Origin of the sequence: Pseudomonas sp. RV120224-01b, from assembly GCF_003208145.1 — a bacterium.
Taxonomy (GTDB): domain Bacteria; phylum Pseudomonadota; class Gammaproteobacteria; order Pseudomonadales; family Pseudomonadaceae; genus Aquipseudomonas; species Aquipseudomonas monteilii.
The window spans coordinates 74845-97688 of sequence record NZ_QKMQ01000012.1 but is presented as its reverse complement, the minus strand read 5'-3'; the positions used below and the strand labels follow the sequence as shown (position 1 = coordinate 97688).

20 protein-coding genes are annotated in these 22844 nt (G+C 63.4%); 11 read left to right on the top strand and 9 right to left on the bottom strand.

The genetic code is table 11. The features are described from left to right. Positions 1-79: 79 nt before the first annotated feature. The 4 genes from N436_RS18780 to N436_RS18765 all read right to left on the bottom strand — a co-directional run bounded on the left by N436_RS18780 (position 80) and on the right by N436_RS18765 (position 4453). The gene (locus N436_RS18780; protein WP_110741701.1) at positions 80-1036 is read right to left on the bottom strand and encodes a FecR domain-containing protein; all 957 of its coding nucleotides are present in this window, start codon (positions 1034-1036) and stop codon (positions 80-82) included. Continuing rightward, positions 1033-1551 carry an RNA polymerase sigma factor gene (locus N436_RS18775; RefSeq protein WP_019097171.1) on the bottom strand — a complete coding sequence of 173 codons (519 nt, stop codon included), beginning with the start codon at positions 1549-1551 and terminating at the stop codon, positions 1033-1035. The genes N436_RS18780 and N436_RS18775 overlap by 4 nt, the downstream gene beginning before the upstream one ends. 257 nt (positions 1552-1808) lie before the next feature. Then, entirely contained in the window at positions 1809-2519 is a 711-nt protein-coding gene (locus N436_RS18770; protein WP_105947314.1) for a PolC-type DNA polymerase III, read from the bottom strand. After that, positions 2516-4453 carry a DUF294 nucleotidyltransferase-like domain-containing protein gene (locus N436_RS18765; RefSeq protein ID WP_105947313.1) on the bottom strand — a complete coding sequence of 646 codons (1938 nt, stop codon included), beginning with the start codon at positions 4451-4453 and terminating at the stop codon, positions 2516-2518. Before N436_RS18765 ends, N436_RS18770 begins: the two co-directional genes overlap by 4 nt. Before the next feature lie 116 nt (positions 4454-4569). On the opposite strand from N436_RS18765, the gene N436_RS18760 reads away from it, so the two are divergent. Continuing rightward, positions 4570-5109, top strand: coding sequence for a response regulator (locus N436_RS18760; protein WP_110741700.1), 540 nt, complete (start codon positions 4570-4572; stop codon positions 5107-5109). A 34-nt stretch (positions 5110-5143) separates the two neighbouring features. Here N436_RS18760 and N436_RS18755 read toward each other — a convergent pair whose 3' ends face one another. Further along, positions 5144-7321: a malate synthase G gene (locus N436_RS18755; RefSeq protein ID WP_104833571.1), complete on the bottom strand. Its 2178-nt coding sequence runs from the start codon at positions 7319-7321 to the stop codon at positions 5144-5146. Positions 7322-7770: 449 nt separating this feature from the next. On the opposite strand from N436_RS18755, the gene N436_RS18750 reads away from it, so the two are divergent. Continuing rightward, positions 7771-8289, top strand: a complete 519-nt coding sequence (locus tag N436_RS18750; RefSeq protein ID WP_105947311.1) for a glycine cleavage system protein R — start codon at positions 7771-7773, stop codon at positions 8287-8289. Positions 8290-8621: 332 nt separating this feature from the next. Here N436_RS18750 and rarD read toward each other — a convergent pair whose 3' ends face one another. The 4 genes from rarD to N436_RS18725 form a co-directional block, all read right to left on the bottom strand. Beyond that, positions 8622-9509 (bottom strand): EamA family transporter RarD, encoded by an 888-nt coding sequence (rarD, locus tag N436_RS18745; RefSeq protein ID WP_060499101.1) that lies wholly within the window; start codon positions 9507-9509, stop codon positions 8622-8624. Positions 9510-9573: 64 nt separating this feature from the next. Then, a complete protein-coding gene (locus tag N436_RS18740; protein ID WP_110741699.1) occupies positions 9574-10548 on the bottom strand; it encodes a serine/threonine protein kinase in 975 nt (324 codons plus the stop codon). A gap of 162 nt (positions 10549-10710) precedes the next feature. Beyond that, positions 10711-11475 (bottom strand): TOBE domain-containing protein, encoded by a 765-nt coding sequence (locus N436_RS18730; protein WP_105947310.1) that lies wholly within the window; start codon positions 11473-11475, stop codon positions 10711-10713. 59 nt (positions 11476-11534) lie between these two features. Beyond that, on the bottom strand, positions 11535-12266 hold the full coding sequence (locus N436_RS18725; RefSeq protein ID WP_110741698.1) for a ComF family protein: 732 nt from the start codon (positions 12264-12266) through the stop codon (positions 11535-11537). An 89-nt stretch (positions 12267-12355) separates the two neighbouring features. On the opposite strand from N436_RS18725, the gene bioB reads away from it, so the two are divergent. The 9 genes from bioB (at position 12356) to N436_RS18680 (ending at position 22697) form a co-directional block, all read left to right on the top strand. Continuing rightward, positions 12356-13414, top strand: coding sequence for a biotin synthase BioB (gene bioB, locus N436_RS18720; RefSeq protein ID WP_016714563.1), 1059 nt, complete (start codon positions 12356-12358; stop codon positions 13412-13414). A 1-nt stretch (position 13415) separates the two neighbouring features. Continuing rightward, positions 13416-14588 carry an 8-amino-7-oxononanoate synthase gene (bioF, locus tag N436_RS18715; RefSeq protein ID WP_110741697.1) on the top strand — a complete coding sequence of 391 codons (1173 nt, stop codon included), beginning with the start codon at positions 13416-13418 and terminating at the stop codon, positions 14586-14588. After that, the gene (locus N436_RS18710; protein ID WP_110741696.1) at positions 14581-15312 is read left to right on the top strand and encodes an alpha/beta fold hydrolase; all 732 of its coding nucleotides are present in this window, start codon (positions 14581-14583) and stop codon (positions 15310-15312) included. Before bioF ends, N436_RS18710 begins: the two co-directional genes overlap by 8 nt. Next, positions 15305-16123, top strand: coding sequence for a malonyl-ACP O-methyltransferase BioC (gene bioC, locus N436_RS18705; RefSeq protein WP_110741695.1), 819 nt, complete (start codon positions 15305-15307; stop codon positions 16121-16123). The genes N436_RS18710 and bioC overlap by 8 nt, the downstream gene beginning before the upstream one ends. A gap of 10 nt (positions 16124-16133) precedes the next feature. After that, positions 16134-16814 carry a dethiobiotin synthase gene (bioD, locus tag N436_RS18700; RefSeq protein WP_110741694.1) on the top strand — a complete coding sequence of 227 codons (681 nt, stop codon included), beginning with the start codon at positions 16134-16136 and terminating at the stop codon, positions 16812-16814. A 146-nt stretch (positions 16815-16960) separates the two neighbouring features. Then, the gene (locus tag N436_RS18695) at positions 16961-17257 is read left to right on the top strand and encodes a pyrroloquinoline quinone biosynthesis protein PqqE (protein WP_105947304.1); all 297 of its coding nucleotides are present in this window, start codon (positions 16961-16963) and stop codon (positions 17255-17257) included. Positions 17258-17547: 290 nt separating this feature from the next. Beyond that, on the top strand, positions 17548-19353 hold the full coding sequence (locus tag N436_RS18690) for a phenylacyl-CoA dehydrogenase (protein WP_105947303.1): 1806 nt from the start codon (positions 17548-17550) through the stop codon (positions 19351-19353). Positions 19354-19510: 157 nt separating this feature from the next. Then, complete coding sequence (locus N436_RS18685; RefSeq protein WP_110741693.1) at positions 19511-20794, top strand: diguanylate cyclase; 1284 nt, start codon at positions 19511-19513, stop codon at positions 20792-20794. Positions 20795-20918: 124 nt separating this feature from the next. Beyond that, a complete protein-coding gene (locus N436_RS18680) occupies positions 20919-22697 on the top strand; it encodes an acyl-CoA dehydrogenase C-terminal domain-containing protein (protein WP_110741692.1) in 1779 nt (592 codons plus the stop codon). The last annotated feature ends 147 nt before the right edge of the window (positions 22698-22844 follow it).

Genomic DNA, 22844 nt, shown 5'->3' with positions numbered 1-22844 from the left:
TGCTTCCTTGCCGAGCGAGATTTGAAAAGTGACAGGGCTGATCTGAAAAATATTGAGCAGTATTTTTTGGCGTTCAGCCTTACTTCGGCACCACGTTCACCCACCACTGGGTATGCCGCTCGATTTTCACCGGCAAAGCCGGCACCAGCGATGCCAGCGCCAGGTCGGTGTCGGTCAGCGGGAAGCTGCCGGTCACGCGCAGGTCGGCGACCTTGGCGTCCACCCCGAGGTGGCCACTGCGGTACTGGCCCAGCGCGGCCAGCAGGTCGCCCAGGCGCACGTTGTCGACCACCAGCATGCCCCGGGTCCAGGCATCGGCACCGGCGGGCACCGTGCCGATCCGGCCGAGGCCGTTGGCGTTCATCAACACTTGCTGGCCTTCACGCAGCACTTGCTCGTCGCCACTGTTATGCGGCATGGCCGCAACCGAGGCTTGCAGCACTTCCAGGCGCGTACCGTCGGCTTCGCGGCGCACCAGGAAGCGCGTGCCCAGTGGCCGCAGGCGGCCATCGTCGGTGCGTACCAGCAGCGGACGCGGGTCCTGGTGGCCGGTTTCGACCGAAATTTCGCCTTGGTGCAGCACAATCACCCGCTGCTCGCCTGCGTAGTCGATATCGACGGCGGTGTGGGTGTTCAGGCTCAGCAATGTGCCGTCTTGCAGGCGCAAGGTACGCAATTCGCCAGTTGCGGTGCGCTGGTCGGCCAGCCAGTAGCTGGGGGCCAGTGACGGAGCGCCGACCCAGGCCAGCAGTGACCCGAGCAGAAACATGCCGGCCAGCCCGCCGCCAACCTTGCCGATTCGGCGCCGCAGGCTGACGCGCGATTGCAGCAGGGCCTGGCGTGCCGGGCCGGCCGCCGCGCTGACCCGTTGGTCCATGGCGCCGAGCTGGCGCCAGGCCCGCGCGTGTTCTTCGCTGGCGGCATGCCAGCGCATGAATTCGTTGCGTTCATCCGGTGAGCCGCTGGCGTCGCCGAGGCTGAGTTTCCAGGCGATGGCGGCTTCCAGTACCCGGGACGAAACCGGCGCGTTGCTCACGTCGGCTCCCCGTACAGGGCCACGTAGCACTGGCGCATGCCTTGGGCAATGTACTGGCGCACGCGCGATACCGAAACGCCCAGGCGCTCGGCGATCTCGGCATGGCCCATGCCGTCCAGACGGTTGTGCAGGAACGCCGCGCGGGCCTTGCTCGACAGCTTGCCCAGCAGGCGGTCGATGGCCTTGAGGTCTTCGAGGATCAGGTGCTGCACTTCGGGCGAGGGCTGTTCGGCTTCCGGGATCAGCGCCAGCTCGGCCAGGTAGGCCTGCTCCAGCGCCGCACGGCGGAAGTGGTCGAACATCAGCCCCTTGGCCACGGCGGCGAGGAAAGCGCGGGGTTCGCGGGGGGTGTCCAGCTGCTCGCGGCCGAGCAGGCGCACGAAGGTGTCCTGGCTCAGGTCTTCGGCACGTTGGCGGCAGGCCATGCTGCGTTGCAGCCAGGCGAGCAGCCAGCCGCGATGGTCGCGGTACAGCGCACCGACCAGATCGGCGTGTGGGCTCTGTGCAGAAGACAAGCAGCGTCCCCCCGGAACGTATGCATTAACTAACGATAATTATTCGCGATTGTTGCAGAGGGGAGGGGGTGGGTGCAATGGACGCTTATCGGATTGCCATCATCGAAAAGGCTGATGGCCCAATCGCCCCCACAGGGACCGCTTAATCTCAGGCCTTGTGCAGACCCTCTGGAGCAGTTGTCGAGTGTTTTCAGCCCTTGTGCAGTACCTGTGGGAGCTGGCTTGCCGGCGATTGGGCCGGTCAGGCCAATACACATCTACAGACCGTGACTCTGTAATTTGCGCCTGCGCCACCCACGCAACCGCTGCTCCAGCTGCAACGGGCTGTCCAACTGCTGGCGCCGGGCCTGGCTGAACAAAATCAGCGCCAGCTCAGCCGTTACCTGAGCATCGGCACTGGCATGGTGGCGTTCTTCCACCTGCAAGCCAAACCGCGCGACCCAGTCATCCAGCCCGGCCTCGCGCAGCACGGTGTCGGGGTTAAGCATCGGCGCCAGTTCGGCCACATCGAGGAACGGTGACTGCAAGCGGTAACCCAGGCTTTCCTTCAGCGCCCGCGCCAGCATGCGTTGGTCGAATGGCGCATGAAACGCCAGTACCGGGCTGCTGCCAATGAAATCGAGCAAATCCAGCAAGGCCTCGGCCGGGTCGCAACCGGCGGCCAGGGCACTAGGCCCCAGTCCGTGGATCAACACGCTGGCGTTGGTTTTCTGCAAAGGCCGGTGCAGGGTACGTTCGAACTGTTGGGCAAAATCGATGGCACCGTCCTCGATGGCCACCGCCCCGATTGACAACACCTGATCACGGTTGGGGTTAAGCCCGCTGGTTTCCAGGTCCAGCACTACCCAGCGCTGCTCACGCAAACTGCACACACCCAGCGGCGCGGGCTTGGGCTGTCGGGCCAGGCGCTGACGCATGGCGTGGTCCAGCTCGGGCGCGCTGGGGCGCAGCCAGGCAAACAGGCTCATAGCTGATACCGCAAGGCCAGGCTGCTTTGCAGGCGTTGGGCCTGGCGCAGGGACTCGCGCAGGATGCGCCGGTCCAGGTGGTTGAGGCTGTCTGGGTCGAGCCGGTTGGAGTACGGCAGGTTGTCGCGGGTCTGACGCTGATGCTGCTGCATGCGGGTCTGCTGGATGAAGTGATAAGCCTCTTCATAGGCAGCGCCGTCCAGTGGCTCGATCACGCCCTTGGCCACCAGTTGGCGCAGGCGCTCCAGGGTATTGCAGGCGCCGATGCCATTGGCCAGGGCCAGCAAGCGTGCGCCATCGACGAAGGGCGTCAGGCCCTGGACCTTGAGGTCGAGGGTGGCGGCCTTGTCGTTGCCCTGGCGGGTCAGCACGAATTCGCGCAGGCGGCCCACCGGTGGGCGCTGGCGCAGGGCATTGTCGGCCAGCATGCGCTGGAAGAGGCGGTTGTCGGCTACTTGCGCCAGAAGGCTCTGGCGCAACTGCTCGCAGCCTTGCTCGTCGCCCCACACCACGCGCAGGTCGAAATAGATGCTGGAGCCCAGCAGGTTCTCCGGGCTGGCTTCGCGGACAAAACCGGCAAAGCGGCGTGTCCACTCGCTGCGTGACAGGCACAATTCAGGGTTGCCGGCCATGATGTTGCCCTTGCACAGGGTAAAGCCGCACTGTGCCAGGCACTGGTTGATGTACTGCGCCAGCGGCAGCAGGCGCGCACGGATGCTGTCGGCCTCGGCGCTGTCGGCGGCCTCGAAGAGGATGCCGTTGTCCTGGTCGGTGTGCAGGGTTTGCTCGCGCCGCCCTTCGCTGCCGAAGCACAGCCAGCTGAATGGCACGCCCGGGTCGCCGCGCTCGGCCAGTGCCAGCTCGATCACCCGGCACACGGTGTGGTCGTTGAGCAAGGTGATGATCTGGGTGATCTGCGTGGACGATGCGCCGTGGGCGAGCATGCGCTCGACCAGCTGGCTGATCTCGCCGCGCAGTGAAACCAGGGTGTCCAGCCGAGGCGCATGGCGGATGGTACGCGCCAGGTGCACCAGGTCGACCCGTTGCAGCGAGAACAGGTCACGCTCGGAAACCACCCCGCACAGGCGTCGGTTTTCCACCAGGCACACGTGGGCGATATGCCGTTCGGTCATGGCCATGGCCGCGTCGAAGGCGCTGGCCTGGGGGCTGAGGTAGAAGGGCTTGGCGGTCATGTGCCGCTCGATGGGGGCGCCCAGGTCTGCATCCATCGATGCCACCACCTGGCGCAGATCGCGCAGGGTGAAGATGCCGACAGGGTAGCGCTGCAGGTCGATCACCACAATGCTGCCGACCTGCTGTTCGTGCATCAGCCGCACGGCATCGCGCAACGGTGTATCGGCGCTGCATACCACCGGGTGACGCATGGCCAGCTCACCCAGCGGGGTGTTCAGTGAGTATTGGGTCCCGAGGGTTTCCACCGCGCGCTGGCGTACCTGTTGGTTGACCTGGTCGAGCAGGCTGCTGACCCCACGCAAGGCAAAATCCCGAAACACTTCAGACATCGAGAACACGCGGATGAACGCGGCTTTGTTCAACTGCAGGCAGAAGGTGTCTTCACCGGCCAGGTGCTCGGTGCGGGTCGCCCGTTCACCCAGCAGTGCGGCCAGCGGGAAGCATTCGCCGCTGGTGATTTCGAAGGTGGTCTCCACGCCCGGTTTGACCAGGTGCTGGCGCTCGCCAACCACTCGCCCCTGCTTGACGATGTAGAAGTGCTCCACCGGCCCGTCGGCAGGTTTGACGATGCTTTCGCCGCTGGCATAGAAGCGCAGCTGGCACTGTTCCACCAGGAAGGCCAGGTGGCTGTGCTCCATCTGGTTGAACGGCGGGAAGCGCTGCAGGAACTGCAGGGTGCCCTGGATGTTCTGCAGCACTGCCGTCCTGCCCGCCTGGCTGTAGGCGTCCTTTTTGCTCATGAAACTGACCGTATCGCTATGCCGAACTATATATATCTATATATAGGTGCCGGCCCTGTTGTTCTCTGCCTCCATGGTCGGCTTGCGGCGGGGTGGTGCCCATTGGACGTAAGTCTATGAGCACTCCTGTCAAAGACCCGACGAAAGGCGAACCGGGTTACGCAAGTAAAGTGGTCCTACTGCTGAAGCGGAATTTTTTTGACGAGATGACCATGCGTGAGCCCACCGACATCCTGAGCGACGCCGAGCGCGAGGCATTGGCCGTGGTGAGTGCGCCTGTGGCGCCCAGGCCGTTGGTGCTGGTGGTGGACGATAACGCGGTTAACCGCGAGGCGCTGATCCTGTACCTGAAAAGCCGGGGCATCGATGCGGTAGGGGCGGACGGGGCGCAGGAGGCCAGGCTGTACCTGCATTACCAGCAGCGGATTGGTTTGATGATTACGGATTTGCGCATGCAGCCTGAGGATGGCCTGGACTTGATCCGGACGATTCGTGAGTCGGAGCGGGCGGCGTTGTCGATCATCGTGGTGTCGGGCGACACCGATGTGAAGGAGGCAGTGGACGTGATGCACCTGGGGGTGGTGGATTTCCTGCTCAAGCCTGTGGACCTGGGCAAGCTGCTGGAACTGGTGAAGAGAGAACTGAAAATAGACTGATGCAGAAAGGGGCCGCAAAGCGGCCCCTTTCGATTTACAGCCCGTTACGCGCCTTGAACTCGCGGCGACGGCGGTGCAGTACCGGCTCGGTATAACCGTTCGGCTGCTTGCCACCTTCCACCACCAGCTCGACAGCGGCCTGGAACGCGACGTTGTCGTCGAAGTTCGGCGCCATCGGGCGGTACAGGGCGTCGCCGGCGTTCTGCTGGTCAACCACCACGGCCATGCGTTTGAGGCTTTCCAGCACTTGCTCCTGGCTGACTACGCCATGGCGCAGCCAGTTGGCCAGCAGCTGGGCCGAAATACGCAGGGTGGCGCGGTCTTCCATCAGGCCGACGTTGTTGATGTCCGGCACCTTCGAGCAACCCACGCCCTGGTCGATCCAGCGCACCACGTAGCCGAGGATGCCCTGGGCGTTGTTGTCCAGCTCGTTGCGAATTTCTTCGGCAGACCAGTTGGTATCGGCAGCCAGCGGGATGGCCAGGATGTCGTCTACCGAAGCCGGGGTACGCGAAGCCAGTTCACGCTGGCGCGCCTGTACGTCCACCTTGTGGTAGTGCAGGGCGTGCAGGGTGGCGGCAGTCGGCGACGGCACCCAGGCGGTGTTGGCACCGGCCAGCGGGTGGGCGATTTTCTGCTCCAGCATGGCGGCCATCAGGTCAGGCATGGCCCACATGCCTTTGCCGATCTGCGCACGGCCTTGCAGGCCGGTGGCCAGGCCAACGTCGACGTTGTTGTTCTCGTAGGCACCGATCCACTTCTCGTTCTTCATGGCGCCCTTGCGCACCACGGCGCCGGCTTCCATCGAGGTGTGGATTTCATCGCCCGTGCGGTCGAGGAAACCGGTGTTGATGAACGCCACGCGTTCTGCGGCTGCCTTGATGCAGGACTTGAGGTTGACCGTGGTGCGGCGCTCTTCGTCCATGATGCCGACCTTGACGGTGTTGCGCGGCATGCCCAGCAGGTCTTCGACCTGGCTGAAGATTTCGGCGGCGAAGGCCACTTCTTCCGGCCCGTGCATCTTCGGCTTCACGATGTACACGCTGCCGCTGCGGGTGTTCTTGCGGGTGGTGTTGCCGTTGAGGTTGTGCAGGGCGATCAGGTTGGTGAACAGGCCGTCCTGGATACCTTCAGGAATTTCGTTGCCTTGGGCATCGAGAATCGCCGGGTTGGTCATCAGGTGGCCAACGTTACGCACGAACAGCAGCGAACGGCCATGCAGGGTCACGCTGCCGCCGTTTGGCGCGGCGTACTCGCGGTCCGGGTTCATGGTGCGGGTGAAGGTTTTGCCACCCTTGCTCACGCTTTCGGCCAGGTCGCCTTTCATCAGGCCCAGCCAGTTGCGGTAGACGATCACCTTGTCGTCGGCATCGACGGCGGCAACCGAGTCTTCGCAGTCCATGATGGTGGTCAGTGCCGATTCCATCAGGATGTCTTTCACGCCTGCAGCGTCGGTGCTGCCAACCGGGGTGCTGGCATCGACCTGGATTTCGAAGTGCAGGCCGTTGTGCTTGAGCAGCACGGCAGTCGGCGCGGCAGCGTCGCCGTGGAAGCCGATCAGTTGCGCGTCATCACGCAGGCCGCTGTTGCTGCCGCCTTTGAGGGCCACAACCAGTTTGCCGCCTTCGATGCGGTAGCCGGTGGAGTCGACGTGCGAGCCGGCGGCCAGTGGCGCGGCTTCGTCGAGGAAGGCGCGGGCGAAGGCAATGACCTTGTCGCCACGGACCTTGTTGTAACCCTGGCCTTTTTCGGCGCCGCCTTCATCGCTGATGGCGTCGGTGCCGTACAGCGCATCGTACAGCGAACCCCAGCGGGCGTTGGCGGCGTTGAGGGCGAAGCGGGCGTTCATCACCGGAACGACCAGCTGTGGGCCGGCCATGTGGGCGATTTCTTCGTCCACGTTCTGGGTGGTGGCCTGGAAATCGTCGGCTTGTGGCAGCAGGTAGCCGATTTCCTGGAGGAATGCTTTGTAGGCTGCGGCGTCGTGGGCCTGGCCTTTGCGTGCCTGGTGCCAGGCGTCGATCTTGGCTTGCAGCTCGTCGCGCTTGGCGAGCAGGGCTTTGTTCTTTGGAGCGAGGTCATTGATGATCTTCTCTGCACCCGCCCAGAACTGCTCGGCGACGATGCCGGTCCCGGGGATGGCTTCGTTGTTCACGAAGTCGTACAGGACCTTGGCGACCTGAAGGCCACCGACTTGAACGTATCCAGTCATTGCTTGCCTCACTCTGCTCAGCTATTTCGCTCTTCTGTATTAAGCCTGTAGCGCTTCTCTAAACACGGCACCAGTGCATGCCCCCGGGTTGCGCCGGACGCGGCTGGGTGCGGCCTGCCAGACTGGCTGGCGGGCAGTGTGCGTATTTTCACAGGCGCCTTGGCAGACATCCAAACGACGTTTTGTAGTCCGCGCCACGGGATACTACATGAAGCAGTAGGCGGGGCAAAATCAGACTAAAAGCGCCGTTATGCGACCCGTTGGTCGCGTATGGTCACGCTGGGAGTGGGTATGTTCGCAAAAAACAGGTGGATTGTTCCAGATAAATCTTGAAACAGTACACGATTGGCTGTGCGGATTGCCCTGCGGCAGGTTGCCGCGCCTTGCCTATACTGAGTCGATCTCCCGATTTTCTGCCGCCCGGCGCGGTCCGACACGAGGAAGGGCTTGTGGATCATCTTGTACTGACGGTTATTGCCCCTGACAAGGCCGGGCAGGTCGAACGCATTGCCCAATGCATCGCCGACCACAGTGGCAACTGGCTGGAAAGCCGCATGTCGCGTATGGCCGGGCAGTTTGCCGGCATCCTGCGGGTGGCGGTGCCGGCTGAGAATTATGCCGAACTGGTGGCATCGCTGGAGGGGCTGGCCCGGTATGGGATCCGGGTGCTGATTGCCGAGAGCGGGATTGAGCCCTCTTGCACATGGAAACCGATTGCCATGGAACTGGTGGGTAACGACCGACCAGGGATCGTGCGTGACATTACTCGTTTGCTGGCTGAGTTGCAGGTGAACGTCGAGCGGTTTTCCACAGAGGTGCGGCCTGCACCGATGAGCAGCGAGCCGCTGTTTCATGCCGATGCGCTGCTGGCGCTGCCGTTGACCTTGCCGCTGGATGTGCTGCAGCAGAAACTGGAGAGCCTGGCGGACGACTTGATGGTGGAGTTGCACTTGCGGGCCGAGGATTGATTCGAGATTGCCGGGGCTGCTTTGCAGCCCATCGCGACACAAGGCCGCTCCTACAGGGGAATGCATAACCTTTGTAGGAGCGGCCTTGTGTCGCGATGGGGCGCGAAGCGGCCCCCTGCGGTTATCCCGGTTTCACGGGGAAGGCCCTGTGGATAACCTGGGGGTTCCCCTCTCCAGCCCAGGCCGCGCGTGCCTTGCACAGCTTTGCTCAAAAAACACCCAAAAATCAGCACCTTGTGCACAAAGCACGGGGACGAGGGTGTGGATAACCTTTGGAGATGTCTCTGCAGGCCGCGCATCACAAGGCCTGCAGAGATTTGATCGTTTTTTGATCAGCTGCGCTTGCGCAAACTCAACCAGGCATCGACGCTGTAAATGGCCAAACCTGCCCAGATGAACATGAACGCCACCAGGTTGCTCGACGACAGGTGCTCATCAAACAGCAGCACTGCCTGCAGCAACACCAGTGTGGGTGCCAGGTATTGCAGGAAGCCCAGCGTGGTGTACGGCAGGTGCCGCGCCGCCGCGTTGAAGCACACCAACGGTATCAGCGTCACCGGCCCGGCAGCCATCAGCCACAGCGCCTCGCTGCTGGTATAGAACGCCCCTTGAGCACTCATCGCCGCCGGGTGCAGCAGCAGCCAGCCAAGGGCCAGCGGCACCAGCATCCAGGTTTCCACTACCAGGCCCGGCAATGCCGCCACTGGCGCCTGTTTGCGAATCAGCCCATAGAAGCCGAAGCTCAGCGCCAGCACCAGCGACACCCAGGGCAGGCTGCCCACTTGCCACACCTGCTGGGCCACGCCCACGGCGGCCATGCCCACCGCCAGCCACTGCAGGCGGCGCAGGCGTTCGCCAAGAATCAGCATGCCCAACAGCACATTGATCAGCGGGTTGATGTAGTAGCCCAGGCTGGCTTCGAGCATGCGGCCGTTGTTCACCGACCACACGTACGTCAGCCAGTTACCGGCGATCAGTGCCCCGCTCAGGGCCAGGATGCCCAGCCGGCGTGGGTTGTCGCGCAGTTCACGCCACCAGCCAGGGTGTTTCCACACCAGTAGCAGCAGCGAACCGAACAATGCCGACCAGAGTACCCGGTGGACAATGATCTCCACCGCCGGGACGCTCTGGATCGCCTTGAAGTACAGGGGAAACAGGCCCCAGATGATGTAGGCACTGAGGCCCAGTATGTACCCGCGACGCGGGTTTGCGGCGTGCATGCAGAATCCTTGCTTAGGTAGCTAAATAAAGCGACGCCTATTGTAGACAGAGGCGGGCGTGCTTCTAGAACAATTTCAGCGGTGCTTCATCCAGTGCCGCCATTTGTTCGCGCAGGGCGAGAATCTGGTCGCCCCAGTAACGGGGCTGGCCGAACCACGGGAAGCTTGGCGGGAACGCCGGGTCGTCCCAGCGCCGTGCCAGCCAGGCGCTGTAGTGCAGCTGGCGCAGGGCGCGCAGGGGTTCGATCAGGGCCAGCTCGCGCGGGTCGAAGTCGTGGAACTCGTTGTAGCCGTCGATCAGCTCGGCCAACTGCCCCAGGCGCTCCTCGCGGCTGCCGGCCAGCATCATCCACAGGTCTTGCACGGCCGGGCCCGTACGGCAGTCGTCGAGGTCGACCACGTGGTACACCTCGTCGCGGTGCATCAGGTTGCCGGGGTGCAGGTCGCCGTGCAGGCGGATGAGCTGGTGGGGCGTGCGGGCGTAGATCTCCTCAACCCGCTTGAGCACGTCGCGGGCCACGGACTCGAACGCTGGCAGCAACTCACGCGGGACAAAATCGCCTTCCAGCAAGGTGTTGAGCGAGGCGTGGCCAAAGTTGTCCACAGCCAGGGCCTCACGATGTTCGAACGGTTTGCTGGCGCCTACGGCGTGCAGGCGACCGAGCAGTTGGCCCAGGCGATACAGCTGGTCGAGGTTGCCTGGCTCCGGAGCGTGGCCACCGCGGCGGGGGAACAGGGTGAAACGGAAACCCTGGTGTTCGAACAAGGTGCGGCCATCGTGCTGCAGGGGCGCAACCACCGGCACTTCGCAGTCAGCCAGTTCGGCGGTGAAGCTGTGTTCTTCGAGGATGGCCGCATCGCTCCAGCGGCCTGGGCGGTAGAACTTGGCGATCAGCGGCTGCGCGTCCTCGATGCCCACCTGATAGACGCGGTTTTCGTAGCTGTTCAGTGCCAGCACCCGTGCATCGCTGAGAAAGCCGATGCTTTCCACGGCGTCCAGGACCAGGTCGGGGGTGAGGGTGTCGAAGGGGTGGGACATGGGGGCTCCGGGGATAAGCGGCATGGGGCCATGTTACCGCGTTCCGCTTGTACCGGCCTCTTCGCGGGCGCGCCCGCTCCCACAAGTACAGCGAAGCCTTCAAGGTGTGCGAAATTCCTGTGGGAGCGGGCGCGCCCGCGAACCGCGCGAAGCGCGGCCAGGCTAGGCAGGAACGCCGATCAGCACATAGGACGGATGAAACTGCACCCGAACAGAACTGCCAGCTGCTACCTGCTGACCAGCCAACCAATCCCCCTCGGCAATTGCACACAGTGTCTGCCCATTGCCCAGCGCCAGCCGGACCTCACCAGGTCCGTCATCCTCGGTCAGCACGTCTTCCACCGTAGCGCTCAAGCAATTGCTGCCCGCTTCAGCCTCTTCTCCCTCCGCCAACAACCGCACCCAGCCAGCCTTGAGCAACGCCACCACCATTGTCCCCAACGTCAGCTCCAGCCGCGCGGTACTGTCGTGCGTGATCAGCGCATCAATTTCCAGCCCGCCGCCCAATGCCAGGCTGACACGATCATACCGGCCTTCGCGGCGCAGGCCGCTGACCTGGCCCTGCAGCTGGTTACGCGCACTGGTGCGCAGCATCAGGCGGCCGAGCAGGTCGAGGTCGCTGGACTCTTCGGCGGCTTCAAGGATTTGCGCCTGCAAGGCCTGCAGCCGCTGATACAGGCGCAGTACCCGCTCGCCTTCGGGCGACAAACGCGCACCGCCACCGCCACGGCCACCGGTGCTGCGCTCCACCAAGGGCTGGCTGGCCAGGTTGTTGAGCTCGTCAATGGCATCCCAGGCGGCCTTGTAGCTGATGCCCGCAGCCTTGGCGGCGCGGGTGATCGAGCCTTGCTCGGCAATGTGCTGCAGCAGCGCAATGCGCTGGGGGCGGCGGGCGATGTGCTGGGTAAGCAAAGTAGGCAGCGGCATGAGCATTGAGTCGTTGTAGGTGAAGGGCCTGAAGGTGGATTGTGTAGGACTGTGCAGTGTCATGCATACCCCGGCTTGGGCGTGCGTGCCAGGCAATACACATCCACACGCTGCGCGCCGGCTTTGCGCAGCACTTCGGCAATGGCCTGCACAGTGGCACTGGTGGTTACCACATCATCGACAATGGCGACATGCTTGCCTGTCAAATCGCCCGTGACCGCAAACGCGTGACGTAAATTGCGCCGCCGTGCCTTGGCGTCCAGCTGTTGTTGTGCAGGCGTCTCGCGCGTGCGCACCAATAACCGCTCGTCGCAAACCAGCCCAAGCTGCGAAGACAACCAACGTCCAAGCATCCTCGCCTGGTTGAACCCTCGTTCGCGCAGTCGACGCCTGGCCAAGGGTACGGGCAACAGCAGGTCAGGGCGGGCTAACCCTTCGGCAAAGCGATGCAGCAGCCCATGCCCCAGCAATTCAGCCATCAACCGGCCCAAGGGCCACTGCCGGTTGTGCTTGAAGCGGCTGACCAGCGTATCGACCGGAAAGCCGAATTGCCAAAGCGCAAACACCTGGTCGAAGGCCGGCAGGCGGCGACAGCACTGAGCGCAGGTCAGGCCCGCCATGGGCATCGGCAGGGCGCAGCGCAGGCAATGATCACCTAGCCAAGGCAATTCCTGCTCGCAGGCCATACACAGGGGGTAGGCCTGCTCGGCAGGCTCATCACACAACAAACACGATTGATTAATAAGTGAGCACTTGTAAACCAGTGTTTCCCAGTATGGTTGACAGTTCATAGGCCTTCCATGACTATGCGAGCTATCCGTGATGCGCTGGCGGGCTTTCCTGTCCCGGCGCCAGCTACAGCCTAAACAAGGAAACGCCGATGAGCGCCAGCACAACTGCAACAACACGTCACGACTGGTCCCTGGCCGAGGTCAAGGCGCTGTTCCAGCAACCGTTCAATGACCTGCTGTTCCAGGCGCAGACCGTGCACCGCGCGCATTTCGACCCGAACCGCGTGCAGGTTTCGACCCTGCTGTCGATCAAGACCGGCGCCTGCCCGGAAGATTGCAAATATTGTCCACAGTCCGGTCACTACAACACCGGGCTGGAAAAACAGAAGCTGATGGAAGTGCAGAAGGTGCTTGAAGAAGCCGCCCGCGCCAAAGCCATCGGCTCCACCCGCTTCTGCATGGGCGCAGCGTGGAAGCACCCGTCGGCCAAGGACATGCCCTACGTGCTGGAGATGGTCAAAGGGGTGAAGGCCATGGGCCTGGAAACCTGCATGACACTCGGCAAGCTCGACCAGGAGCAAACCGTGGCCTTGGCCCAGGCGGGCCTGGACTACTACAACCACAACCTCGACACCTCGCCGGAGTTCTACGGCAGCATCATCACCACCCGCACTTACAGCGAACGCCTGCAAACCCTGGCCTACGTGCGTGATGCCGGGATGAAGATCTGCTCTGGCGGCATCCTGGGCATGGGTGAGTCGCTGGACGACCGCGCCGGGCTGCTGATCCAGCTGGCCAACCTGCCCGAGCACCCGGAGTCGGTGCCGATCAACATGCTGGTCAAGGTGGCCGGCACGCCGCTGGCCGAGGAAGAGGATGTGGACCCGTTCGACTTCATCCGCATGCTGGCCGTGGCCCGCTTGCTGATGCCCAAGTCGCACGTGCGTCTGTCCGCCGGCCGCGAGCAAATGAACGAGCAGATGCAGGCCCTGGCCTTCATGGCTGGCGCCAACTCGATCTTCTACGGCGAAAAACTGCTGACCACCGCCAACCCGCAGGCCGACAAGGACATGCAACTGTTCGCGCGCCTGGGCATCAAGCCTGAAGCGCGTGAAGAGCACGCCGACGAAGTGCACCAGGCGGCCATCGAGCAGGCGTTGGTCGAACAGCGCAGCAGCGAGATGTTCTACAACGCTGCATCGGCCTGACATGGCCTTCGACCTGGCGGCGCGCCTGGCCGAACGGCGCGCCGCAGACCTGTATCGGCAGCGGCCACTGCTGGAAAGCCCGCAGCGGCCTGAAGTGGTGGTCGACGGCCAGCGCTTGCTGGCCTTCTGCAGCAATGACTACCTGGGCCTGGCCAACCACCCTGAAGTGATCGCCGCCTGGCAGACCGGCGCCGAGCGCTGGGGTGTGGGCGGTGGCGCTTCGCACCTGGTGGTCGGCCACAGCACGCCGCACCATCAGGTTGAAGAGGCGCTGGCCGAACTGACCGGGCGCCCGCGTGCGCTGCTGTTCTCCACCGGCTACATGGCCAACCTGGGTGCTATCACCGCATTGGTGGGGCAGGGCGACACCGTACTGCAGGACCGCTTGAACCACGCGTCCCTGCTGGATGGCGGGTTGCTCAGTGGTGCCCGCTTCAACCGCTACCTGCACAACGACCCGGCCAGCCTGGCCAGCCGCCTGGACAAGGCCGTCGGCAATACCCTGGTGGTGACCGATGGCGTGTTCAGCATGGACGGCGACCTGGCCGACTTGCCGGCACTGGCTGATGTCGCCCGGGCGCGTGGTGCCTGGCTGATGGTCGACGATGCCCATGGTCTGGGGACCTTGGGTACGCAGGGCGGCGGTATCGTCGAGCACTTCGGCCTGGGCGTGGACGACGTGCCGGTGCTGATCGGCACGTTGGGTAAGGCCTGCGGTACTGCCGGTGCCTTTGTTGCCGGCAGCGAAGAGCTGATCGAGGCGCTGGTGCAATTCGCCCGCCCCTACATCTACACCACCAGCCAGCCACCGGCACTTGCCTGCGCCACGCTCAAGAGCCTGGAGTTGCTGCGCCGCGAGACTTGGCGACGTGAGCATCTGACTGCGTTGATTTGCCAGTTCCGCGAAGGCGCGCAGCAGATCGGGCTGCAACTGATGGACAGCCCAACGCCGATCCAGCCTATCGTGATCGGCGATAGCGCACAGGCCCTGCGCCTGTCGCGCATGCTGCGCGAGCGCGGCTTGCTGGTGACGGCCATCCGCCCACCCACCGTGCCGGCAGGCAGTGCGCGCCTGCGGGTGACCCTGAGCGCCGCGCACAGCGAAGCGCAGGTGCAGCTATTGTTGAATGCATTGGCCGAGTGTTATCCACAGCTGGAGAACGCCGATGCGTAATCGCCTTGTACTGCTGCCCGGCTGGGGCCTGGGCACTGCTTCCCTGGAGCCGCTGGCAGCGAGCCTGCGCGCCCAGGACGCCCGCCTGCAGGTGGAGCTGATGCCCTTGCCGGAACTGGCCGACAGCGATGTTCAGGCCTGGGTCGACCACCTGGATCGCAAGCTGCCGAACGACGTGTGGCTGGGCGGCTGGTCGCTGGGCGGCATGCTGGCCAGCGCCTTGGCACACAAGCGCGGTGACCACTGCTGCGGCCTGCTGACACTGGCCAGCAACCCCAGCTTCGTGGCCCGCCCGGACTGGCCCCATGGCATGGCCGAAGACACCTTCGGCACCTTCCTCGATGGCTGTCGCAGCCATACCCAGGTCACGCTCAAGCGCTTCCGCACGCTGTGCAGCGATGGCGCCCTGCAACCGCGCACGTTGCTGCGGCAACTGGGTGTCGGCGTGCCGGATACCGACCCGCTGTACCTGGCCACAGGCCTTGAAGTGCTGGCCAAGCTTGATACCCGTGAAGCCCTGCAGGCCTATGCCGGCCCGCAGTTGCACCTGTTTGCCGGTAGCGATGCACTGGTGCCGGCAGAGGCGGCAAAAGCGTTGAGCGAGTTGTTGCCCGATGTGGAAGTGGGCCTGGTCGAAGACAGTTCCCACGCATTCCTGCTGGAGTACCCGCAGGAGCTGGCGGCGGGCATCAAGAGTTTCCTGCATGAGAGTGGCGATGACTGACCTTTCCCGTCCGACTTTACCCGGCGCGCTGCCCGATAAACGCCAGGTGGCCGCTTCGTTCTCCCGCGCTGCCGCCAGCTACGACAGCGTGGCGGCCTTGCAGCGCGCTGTAGGTTTAAGCCTGCTGGAGCAGTTGCCGACTGGCCTGCAGCCGTCGCGCTGGCTGGACCTGGGCAGCGGCACTGGCCATTTCAGCCGCATCCTGGCGCAGCGTTTTACCCTGGCCAGCGGCGTGGCAGTGGATATTGCCGAAGGCATGCTGCGCCATGCCCGTCATGAACAGGGTGGGGCGCAGTATCACGTGGCAGGTGATGCCGAGCGTTTGCCGCTGCGTGACGGCAGTGTCGACCTGGTGTTTTCCAGCCTGGCCGTGCAGTGGTGCGACCAGTTCGCCAGCGTGCTGGCAGAGGCGTCGCGTGTGTTGCGCCCCGGCGGTGTGCTGGCCTTCAGTAGCCTGTGCGTGGGCACTCTCGACGAACTGCGGGCCAGTTGGCAGGCAGTGGATGGCCTGGTGCATGTGAACCGCTTCCGGCGTTTTGAGGATTATCAACGCCTGTGTGCTGGCAGCGGGCTGGAACAGCTTGAATTGCAGCGTTGCCCACACGTGCTCCACTACCCGGATGTACGTAGCCTGACCCATGAACTCAAGGCGTTGGGGGCACACAACCTGAACCCCGGGCGACCGTCCGGGCTTACCGGTCGGGCGCGCATGCAAGGCCTGTTGCACGCCTATGAGGCATTTCGCCAGCCTGCGGGGCTGCCAGCCACCTATCAAGTGGTCTATGGTGTGTTGCGCAAGCCACAGGCGTAAGGGGAGCACGATGAGCCAGGCCTATTTCATCGCCGGTACCGATACCGATGTCGGCAAGACCACCATCGCCGCCGGGCTGTTGCATGCGGCGCGGTCGCAGGGCATGAGCACGCTGGGCGCCAAGCCGGTGGCCTCGGGCTGCACGATGACGCCGAAAGGATTGCGCAATAGTGATGCCCAGGCGCTGATCGATGAAAGTACGATCAAGTTGCCGTATGAGCAGGTCAACCCGTTCGCCTTCGAGCCGGCGATTGCCCCGCATGTGGCGGCGCGCGAGGCGGGGGTGACGCTGGCCGTGCCGGAGTTGTTGGCTGCCATGCGCAACGTGTTGCAACAAAATGCCGACTTCACGCTGGTTGAAGGTGCGGGTGGCTGGCGTGTGCCGTTGTCGGGGTTGGAGAACCTTTCGGACCTTGCCGTTGCCCTGCAATTGCCGGTGATTCTGGTTGTGGGCGTTCGCTTGGGTTGTATCAGCCATGCCTTGCTCAGCGCCGAGGCGATCGAGCGAGACGGGCTGCAACTGGCCGGGTGGGTGGCCAACATCATCGAGCCGCGGACCTCGCGACTTGAAGAGAACCTGGCCAGCCTGGCCGAGCGGTTGCCGGCGCCTTGCCTTGGGCGGGTGCCCAAACTGAAGCAGGCCAGTGCCGATATGGTGGCTGAGCACCTGCAACTGGATCTTCTGGATTAGTGGTTTCCAGGCTTGGCCGTTTCGCGGGCAGGGATACCCAAGGCCTATCAGCTGGCACCAGGCCATTAGGGATTTAAACGGGCCTTTTCACGGCAGGCCTGCTTTAATTGAGCCTGTTCGTCATCCAGCGTCAATGGAGTCCTGACATGGAAATCACCGGTAGCTCCGCCTATTACGCGGGCCTGAGCGCAATCCAGACCGGCCAGAACCGCGTCGATCAGGCCGCCGGCCAGATCGCCAACGCCACCGCCGAACGTACCGCCACCAGCCAGTCCAGCGACTTTCAGGCTGAGCGCTTGCGCGCGGTCGACCGCAGCCAGCAGATGGACCTGGCCACCAGCACCGTGCAGATGGCCTTGGGCAAAACCGAAGTCGAGCTTGGCGCAAAGGTGGCCAAGGCCTCCGACGAAATGCTCGGCCGGATTATCGACACTTACGCCTGAGAGGGCGCTCCCTCGAATTACACACAGCCCCTGTGGGAGCGGGCGTGCCCGCGAAAGCGTCAGGTCAGGCACCTCCAATTGCCTGATCGGACGCTTTCGCGGGCACGCCCGCTCCCACAGGGGCATTGTTTTTTCTAGGTTTGGCGTATTTGCCATTTTTCGTGGCGTAAATGGCACCATAGTCCATCCTTGACAGAATGCGGTGCTAAACGTAAGTTTCAAACAACTGTTTGATAAGACGGCCGCCAAGAGCTGGTCACCCCACAGAACTGACTCAGAGGTTCATCGCAATGCCTGATTACAAAGCCCCCTTGCGTGATATCCGCTTCGTTCGCGACGAGCTGCTTGGCTATGAGGCGCACTATCAGAGCCTGCCGGGCTGCCAGGACGCCACGCCCGACATGGTCGACGCGATCCTCGAAGAAGGCGCGAAGTTCTGTGAGCAGGTACTGTCGCCGCTAAACCGTGTGGGTGACCAGGAAGGCTGCACCTGGAGCGAATCGGGCGTTAAAACCCCGACTGGCTTCAAGGCAGCCTACGAACAGTTCGTCGAAGGCGGCTGGCCGAGCCTGGCCCATGACGTCGAGCATGGCGGCCAGGGCTTGCCAGAGTCGCTGGGCCTGGCCCTGAGTGAAATGGTCGGTGGTTCGAACTGGTCGTGGGGCATGTACCCAGGCCTGTCCCATGGCGCGATGAACACCATCTCTGCGCACGGCACCCCCGAGCAGCAGCACACCTACCTGACCAAGCTGGTGTCCGGCGAGTGGACCGGCACCATGTGCCTGACCGAGCCACACTGCGGCACCGACCTGGGCATGCTGCGCACCAAGGCCGAGCCACAGGCTGACGGCAGCTACAAGGTGTCGGGCACCAAGATCTTCATTTCGGCCGGTGAGCACGACATGGCCGGCAACATCGTCCATATCGTCCTGGCCCGCCTGCCGGACGCACCGGCCGGCACCAAGGGTATTTCGCTGTTCATCGTGCCGAAGTTCCTGCCCAACGCCGAAGGCGGCGTGGGTGAGCGCAACGGCGTGAGCTGCGGCTCCATCGAACACAAGATGGGCATCCACGGTAACGCTACCTGTGTGATGAACTTCGATGCGGCCACCGGTTACCTGATCGGCCCGGCCAACAAAGGCCTGAACTGCATGTTCACCTTCATGAACACCGCTCGCCTGGGTACCGCGCTGCAAGGCCTGGCCCACGCCGAAGTGGCGTTCCAGGGTGGCCTGAAGTACGCCCGTGAGCGCCTGCAGATGCGCTCCCTGACTGGCCCGAAAGCGCCGGACAAAGCCGCTGACCCGATCATCGTCCACCCGGACGTGCGCCGCATGCTGCTGACCATGAAGGCCTTCGCCGAAGGTAACCGCGCGATGGTGTACTTCACGGCCAAGCAGGTGGACATCGTCAAGTACAGCCAGGACGAAGAAGAGCGCAAGAAGGCCGATGCCCTGCTGGCGTTCCTGACCCCGATTGCCAAGGCGTTCATGACCGAAGTCGGCTTCGAGGCTGCCAACCATGGTGTGCAGATCTACGGCGGCCACGGCTTCATCGCCGAGTGGGGCATGGAGCAGAACGTTCGCGACAGCCGTATCTCCATGCTGTACGAAGGCACCACCGGCATTCAGGCGCTGGACCTGCTCGGCCGTAAAGTGCTGATGACCCAGGGCGAAGCACTGAAGGGCTTCACCAAGATCGTGCACAAGTTCTGCCAGGCGCAGGAAGGTAACGAAGCGGTCAAGGAGTTCGTCGAGCCGCTGGCGGCAATCAACAAGGAGTGGGGCGAGCTGACCATGAAAGTGGGCATGGCCGCCATGAAAGACCGCGAAGAGGTGGGTGCGGCCTCGGTCGATTACCTGATGTATTCCGGCTATGCCTGCCTGGCCTACTTCTGGGCCGACATCGCCCGCCTGGCGGCCGAAAAACTGGCAGCCGGCACCAGCGAAGAGGCGTTCTACACCGCCAAGCTGCAAACGGCGCGCTTCTACTTCCAGCGCATCCTGCCGCGCACCCGCACCCATGTAGCGACCATGCTGTCGGGTGCCAACAACCTGATGGCGATGGACGAAGAAAACTTCGGCCTGTCGTACTGATCCTACCGCTGTACACGGAACCCGCCTGCCCTCACCGGCAGGCGGGTTTTTCGCATCTGGGGCCAATTGACCCAACGGCAAATTCAACTGTTCATGTGCACTGCCGATGAACTAAGGGCACAATGCCACTATTGATCTGCCGGGTTGGAGATTACCCTTGTTTCGTCTTAATGCTGTTCGCGCAAGCCACTTCCTGCCTTCGCTGTTCTTGTTGCTGGCAGGGCTCGCCGCAGCCTATGTGAGAGACCTCAGCGTCTTCTTCACATCGCTGTTCAATGTCTTGCCTACTTTGGTTCTGCTGCTGGGCGGCGCCTACTGCGCCGTGTACCGCCGGCAACGTGAGCTGTTCCTGATGCTTACGGTGTACATTGCCTACTTTCTGCTCGACACCCAGACCGACTTCTACCGTGACCATGGCCGCGTGCGTGAGGACGCGGCGGTAATCTTCCACCTGGTGTGCCTGTTGCTGCCCACGCTGTTCGGCTTGTATGGCGCCTGGCAGGAACGTACCCACCTGCTGCAGGACCTGGTTGCACGCGGCGCTGTGCTGTTTGCCGTGGGCAGCGTGGCGGTGGCCCTCGAACAAAGCTACCCCGAAGCGCTGCTGAGCTGGTTGGCGGAAATCCGCTGGCCAGCCTTGCATGGCCAGTGGATGAGCCTGATCCAGATGGTTTACCCACTGTTCTTCGTTGTGTTCATCCTGCTGGTGGTGCAATACCTGCGTGCCCCCAGGCCGCTGCATGCTGCGCAGTTGACCGGCCTGCTGGGCATTTTCTGGATGCTGCCGCAAACCTTCATCCTGCCATTCACCCTTAACATCATGTGCAGCCAGGTGATGTTGATGATCGCCGCAGCGGTAGCGCACGAGGCCTACCAGATGGCCTTCCGCGACGAGCTGACCGGCCTGCCGGGGCGTCGCGCGCTGAACGAGCGCATGCAGCGCCTGGGGCGCAATTATGTGATCGCCATGACCGACGTGGACCACTTCAAGAAATTCAACGATACCCATGGCCACGACGTGGGTGACCAGGTGTTGCGCCTGGTGGCCAGCCGTTTGTCCAAGGTGACCGGCGGCGGCCGGGCCTACCGATATGGCGGCGAGGAGTTCGCCCTGGTGTTCGCGGGCAAGACAGCCGAGGAGTGTGTGCCCCACGTGGAAGCGGTGCGTGAGGTAATCGCCAACTATGTGATGCACCTGCGCGATCAGCACAACCGCCCGCAGGACGATACGGCCGGGCGCCAGCGCCGGGCGGGCAGCAGTGGCGGCACGGTGTCGGTCACCATCAGTATCGGTGTGGCCGAGCGCCAGGCCGATCATCGCAACCCCGAGGCGGTGCTGAAATCCGCCGACCAGGCGCTCTACAGCGCCAAAGGCGCGGGGCGCAATTGTGTCATGGTGCATGGGCAACAATCGCAGCGAGGGGCCGTACGCACGGCGTGACCGGGCAATACTGTATGGTCAGTTGATGACCCTATGTCTCGTAAAAGTTGTTCGGTTACACTGCCAGTAACCCCTGTGTCGCGGTTCCCCGAGACCGCCCCGACCCGACTAGCGAGAGGTTGTCATGGCTGACTATAAAGCGCCCCTGCGCGACATGCGCTTCGTACTGAATGAAGTCTTCAACGTGGCCGAGCAGTGGGCGCAGTTGCCCGGGCTGGCTGACGTTGTCGATGCCGACACCGCTCTGGCCGTGCTGGAGGAAGCCGGCAAGGTCACCGCCAAGTCCATCGCGCCGCTCAGCCGCGCCGCCGATGAAGAAGGTTGCCACTGGGACAACGGCGCAGTACGCACCCCCGCCGGTTTCATCGAGGCCTACAACACCTACGCCGAAGGCGGTTGGGTCGGCGTGGGCGGCGACCCGCTGTTCGGCGGCATGGGCATGCCCAAGGCCATCTCGGCCCAGGTCGAGGAAATGGTCAACGCCTCCAGCCTGGCGTTTGGCTTGTACCCGATGCTGACCGCCGGCGCCTGCCTGTCGATCAATGCCCACGCCAGCGAAGCGCTGAAGGAAAAGTACCTGCCGAACATGTATGCCGGCGTATGGGCCGGTTCCATGTGCCTGACCGAGCCGCACGCCGGTACCGACCTGGGCATCATCCGTACCAAGGCCGAGCCCCAGGCCGATGGCAGCTACAAGGTCAGCGGCACCAAGATCTTCATCACCGGTGGCGAGCACGACCTGACCGAGAACATCATCCATCTGGTGCTGGCCAAGCTGCCGGACGCACCGGCGGGGCCGAAAGGTATTTCGCTGTTCCTGGTGCCGAAGTTTCTGGTCAACGAAGATGGCAGCCTCGGTGCACGCAACCCGGCCACTTGCGGTTCGATCGAACACAAGATGGGCATCCAGGCCTCGGCTACCTGCGTGATGAACTTCGACGAAGCAGTCGGCTATATCGTCGGTGAGCCGAACAAGGGCCTGGCGGCCATGTTCACCATGATGAACTACGAGCGCCTGGGTGTTGGTATCCAGGGCCTGGCCTCGGCCGAACGCTCCTACCAGAACGCCGTGGAATACGCCCGCGACCGCCTGCAGAGCCGTGCCCCGACTGGCCCGCAGGCCAAGGACAAGGCCGCCGACCCGATCATCGTCCACCCGGACGTGCGTCGCATGCTGTTGACCATGAAGGCGTTGATCGAAGGTGGCCGCGCCTTCTCCACCTACGTGGCCATGCAGCTGGACAGCGCCAAGTACAGCGAAGACGCCAGTGTGCGCAAACGCAGCGAAGAGCTGGTGGCGCTGCTGACGCCGGTGTCCAAGGCCTTCCTCACCGACCTGGGGCTGGAGTGCGCGGTGCATGGCCAGCAGGTGTTCGGCGGGCATGGCTACATTCGCGAATGGGGGCAGGAGCAGTTGGTGCGTGATGTGCGCATCACACAGATCTACGAAGGCACCAACGGCATCCAGGCCCTCGACCTGATGGGGCGCAAGGTGGTGGCCAGCGGTGGCGCGTACTACCGGTTGTTCTCCGACGAGATCCGCCAGTTCATTGCCAGCGCAGCTGGCGAGCTGGACGAATTTGCCAAGCCGTTGGCGGCCAGCCTCGACCAGCTCGACGGGCTGACTGAGTGGGTGCTGGAAAAGGCCAAGGGCAACCCGAATGAAATCGGCGCGGCTTCGGTCGAGTACCTGCATGCATTTGGTTATGTGGCCTACGGCTATATGTGGGCACTGATGGCACGGGCGGCCAAGGCGGGTGAGGGCGACGAAGCGTTCTACTCGGGCAAGCTGGGTACGGCGCGGTTCTACTTTGCGCGGTTGCTGCCACGGGTGGATTCGCTGGTGGCTTCGGTGAAGGCGGGCAGTGAATCGCTGTACCTGTTGGATGCCGAGCAGTTCTGACGTATTTAGGGGCCGCTCGGCGGCCCCGATTTTCGGCATGTCTGGGAATGAATCCCCTTTGTAAGCTTTTTCCTACACGACGTGGTGACTTTTCACCACTGTTCTCAGATTGGATCCACGGTTAATCTTTACCACATGGACGTTGCG

Excerpts from the sequence above, each read along its gene's own strand:
- bioC (WP_110741695.1), top strand. The coding sequence starts at position 15,305 with ATGACTGACCTTTCCCGTCCGACTTTACCCGGCGCGCTGCCCGATAAA.
- bioF (WP_110741697.1), top strand. The coding sequence starts at position 13,416 with ATGGCCTTCGACCTGGCGGCGCGCCTGGCCGAACGGCGCGCCGCAGAC.
- N436_RS18725 (WP_110741698.1), bottom strand. The coding sequence starts at position 12,266 with ATGAACTGTCAACCATACTGGGAAACACTGGTTTACAAGTGCTCACTT.
- N436_RS18690 (WP_105947303.1), top strand. The coding sequence starts at position 17,548 with ATGCCTGATTACAAAGCCCCCTTGCGTGATATCCGCTTCGTTCGCGAC.
- N436_RS18695 (WP_105947304.1), top strand. The coding sequence starts at position 16,961 with ATGGAAATCACCGGTAGCTCCGCCTATTACGCGGGCCTGAGCGCAATC.
- N436_RS18770 (WP_105947314.1), bottom strand. The coding sequence starts at position 2,519 with ATGAGCCTGTTTGCCTGGCTGCGCCCCAGCGCGCCCGAGCTGGACCAC.
- N436_RS18710 (WP_110741696.1), top strand. The coding sequence starts at position 14,581 with ATGCGTAATCGCCTTGTACTGCTGCCCGGCTGGGGCCTGGGCACTGCT.
- N436_RS18680 (WP_110741692.1), top strand. The coding sequence starts at position 20,919 with ATGGCTGACTATAAAGCGCCCCTGCGCGACATGCGCTTCGTACTGAAT.
- N436_RS18765 (WP_105947313.1), bottom strand. The coding sequence starts at position 4,453 with ATGAGCAAAAAGGACGCCTACAGCCAGGCGGGCAGGACGGCAGTGCTG.
- bioD (WP_110741694.1), top strand. The coding sequence starts at position 16,134 with ATGAGCCAGGCCTATTTCATCGCCGGTACCGATACCGATGTCGGCAAG.
- rarD (WP_060499101.1), bottom strand. The coding sequence starts at position 9,509 with ATGCACGCCGCAAACCCGCGTCGCGGGTACATACTGGGCCTCAGTGCC.
- N436_RS18730 (WP_105947310.1), bottom strand. The coding sequence starts at position 11,475 with ATGCCGCTGCCTACTTTGCTTACCCAGCACATCGCCCGCCGCCCCCAG.
- N436_RS18740 (WP_110741699.1), bottom strand. The coding sequence starts at position 10,548 with ATGTCCCACCCCTTCGACACCCTCACCCCCGACCTGGTCCTGGACGCC.
- N436_RS18760 (WP_110741700.1), top strand. The coding sequence starts at position 4,570 with ATGAGCACTCCTGTCAAAGACCCGACGAAAGGCGAACCGGGTTACGCA.
- bioB (WP_016714563.1), top strand. The coding sequence starts at position 12,356 with ATGAGCGCCAGCACAACTGCAACAACACGTCACGACTGGTCCCTGGCC.
- N436_RS18755 (WP_104833571.1), bottom strand. The coding sequence starts at position 7,321 with ATGACTGGATACGTTCAAGTCGGTGGCCTTCAGGTCGCCAAGGTCCTG.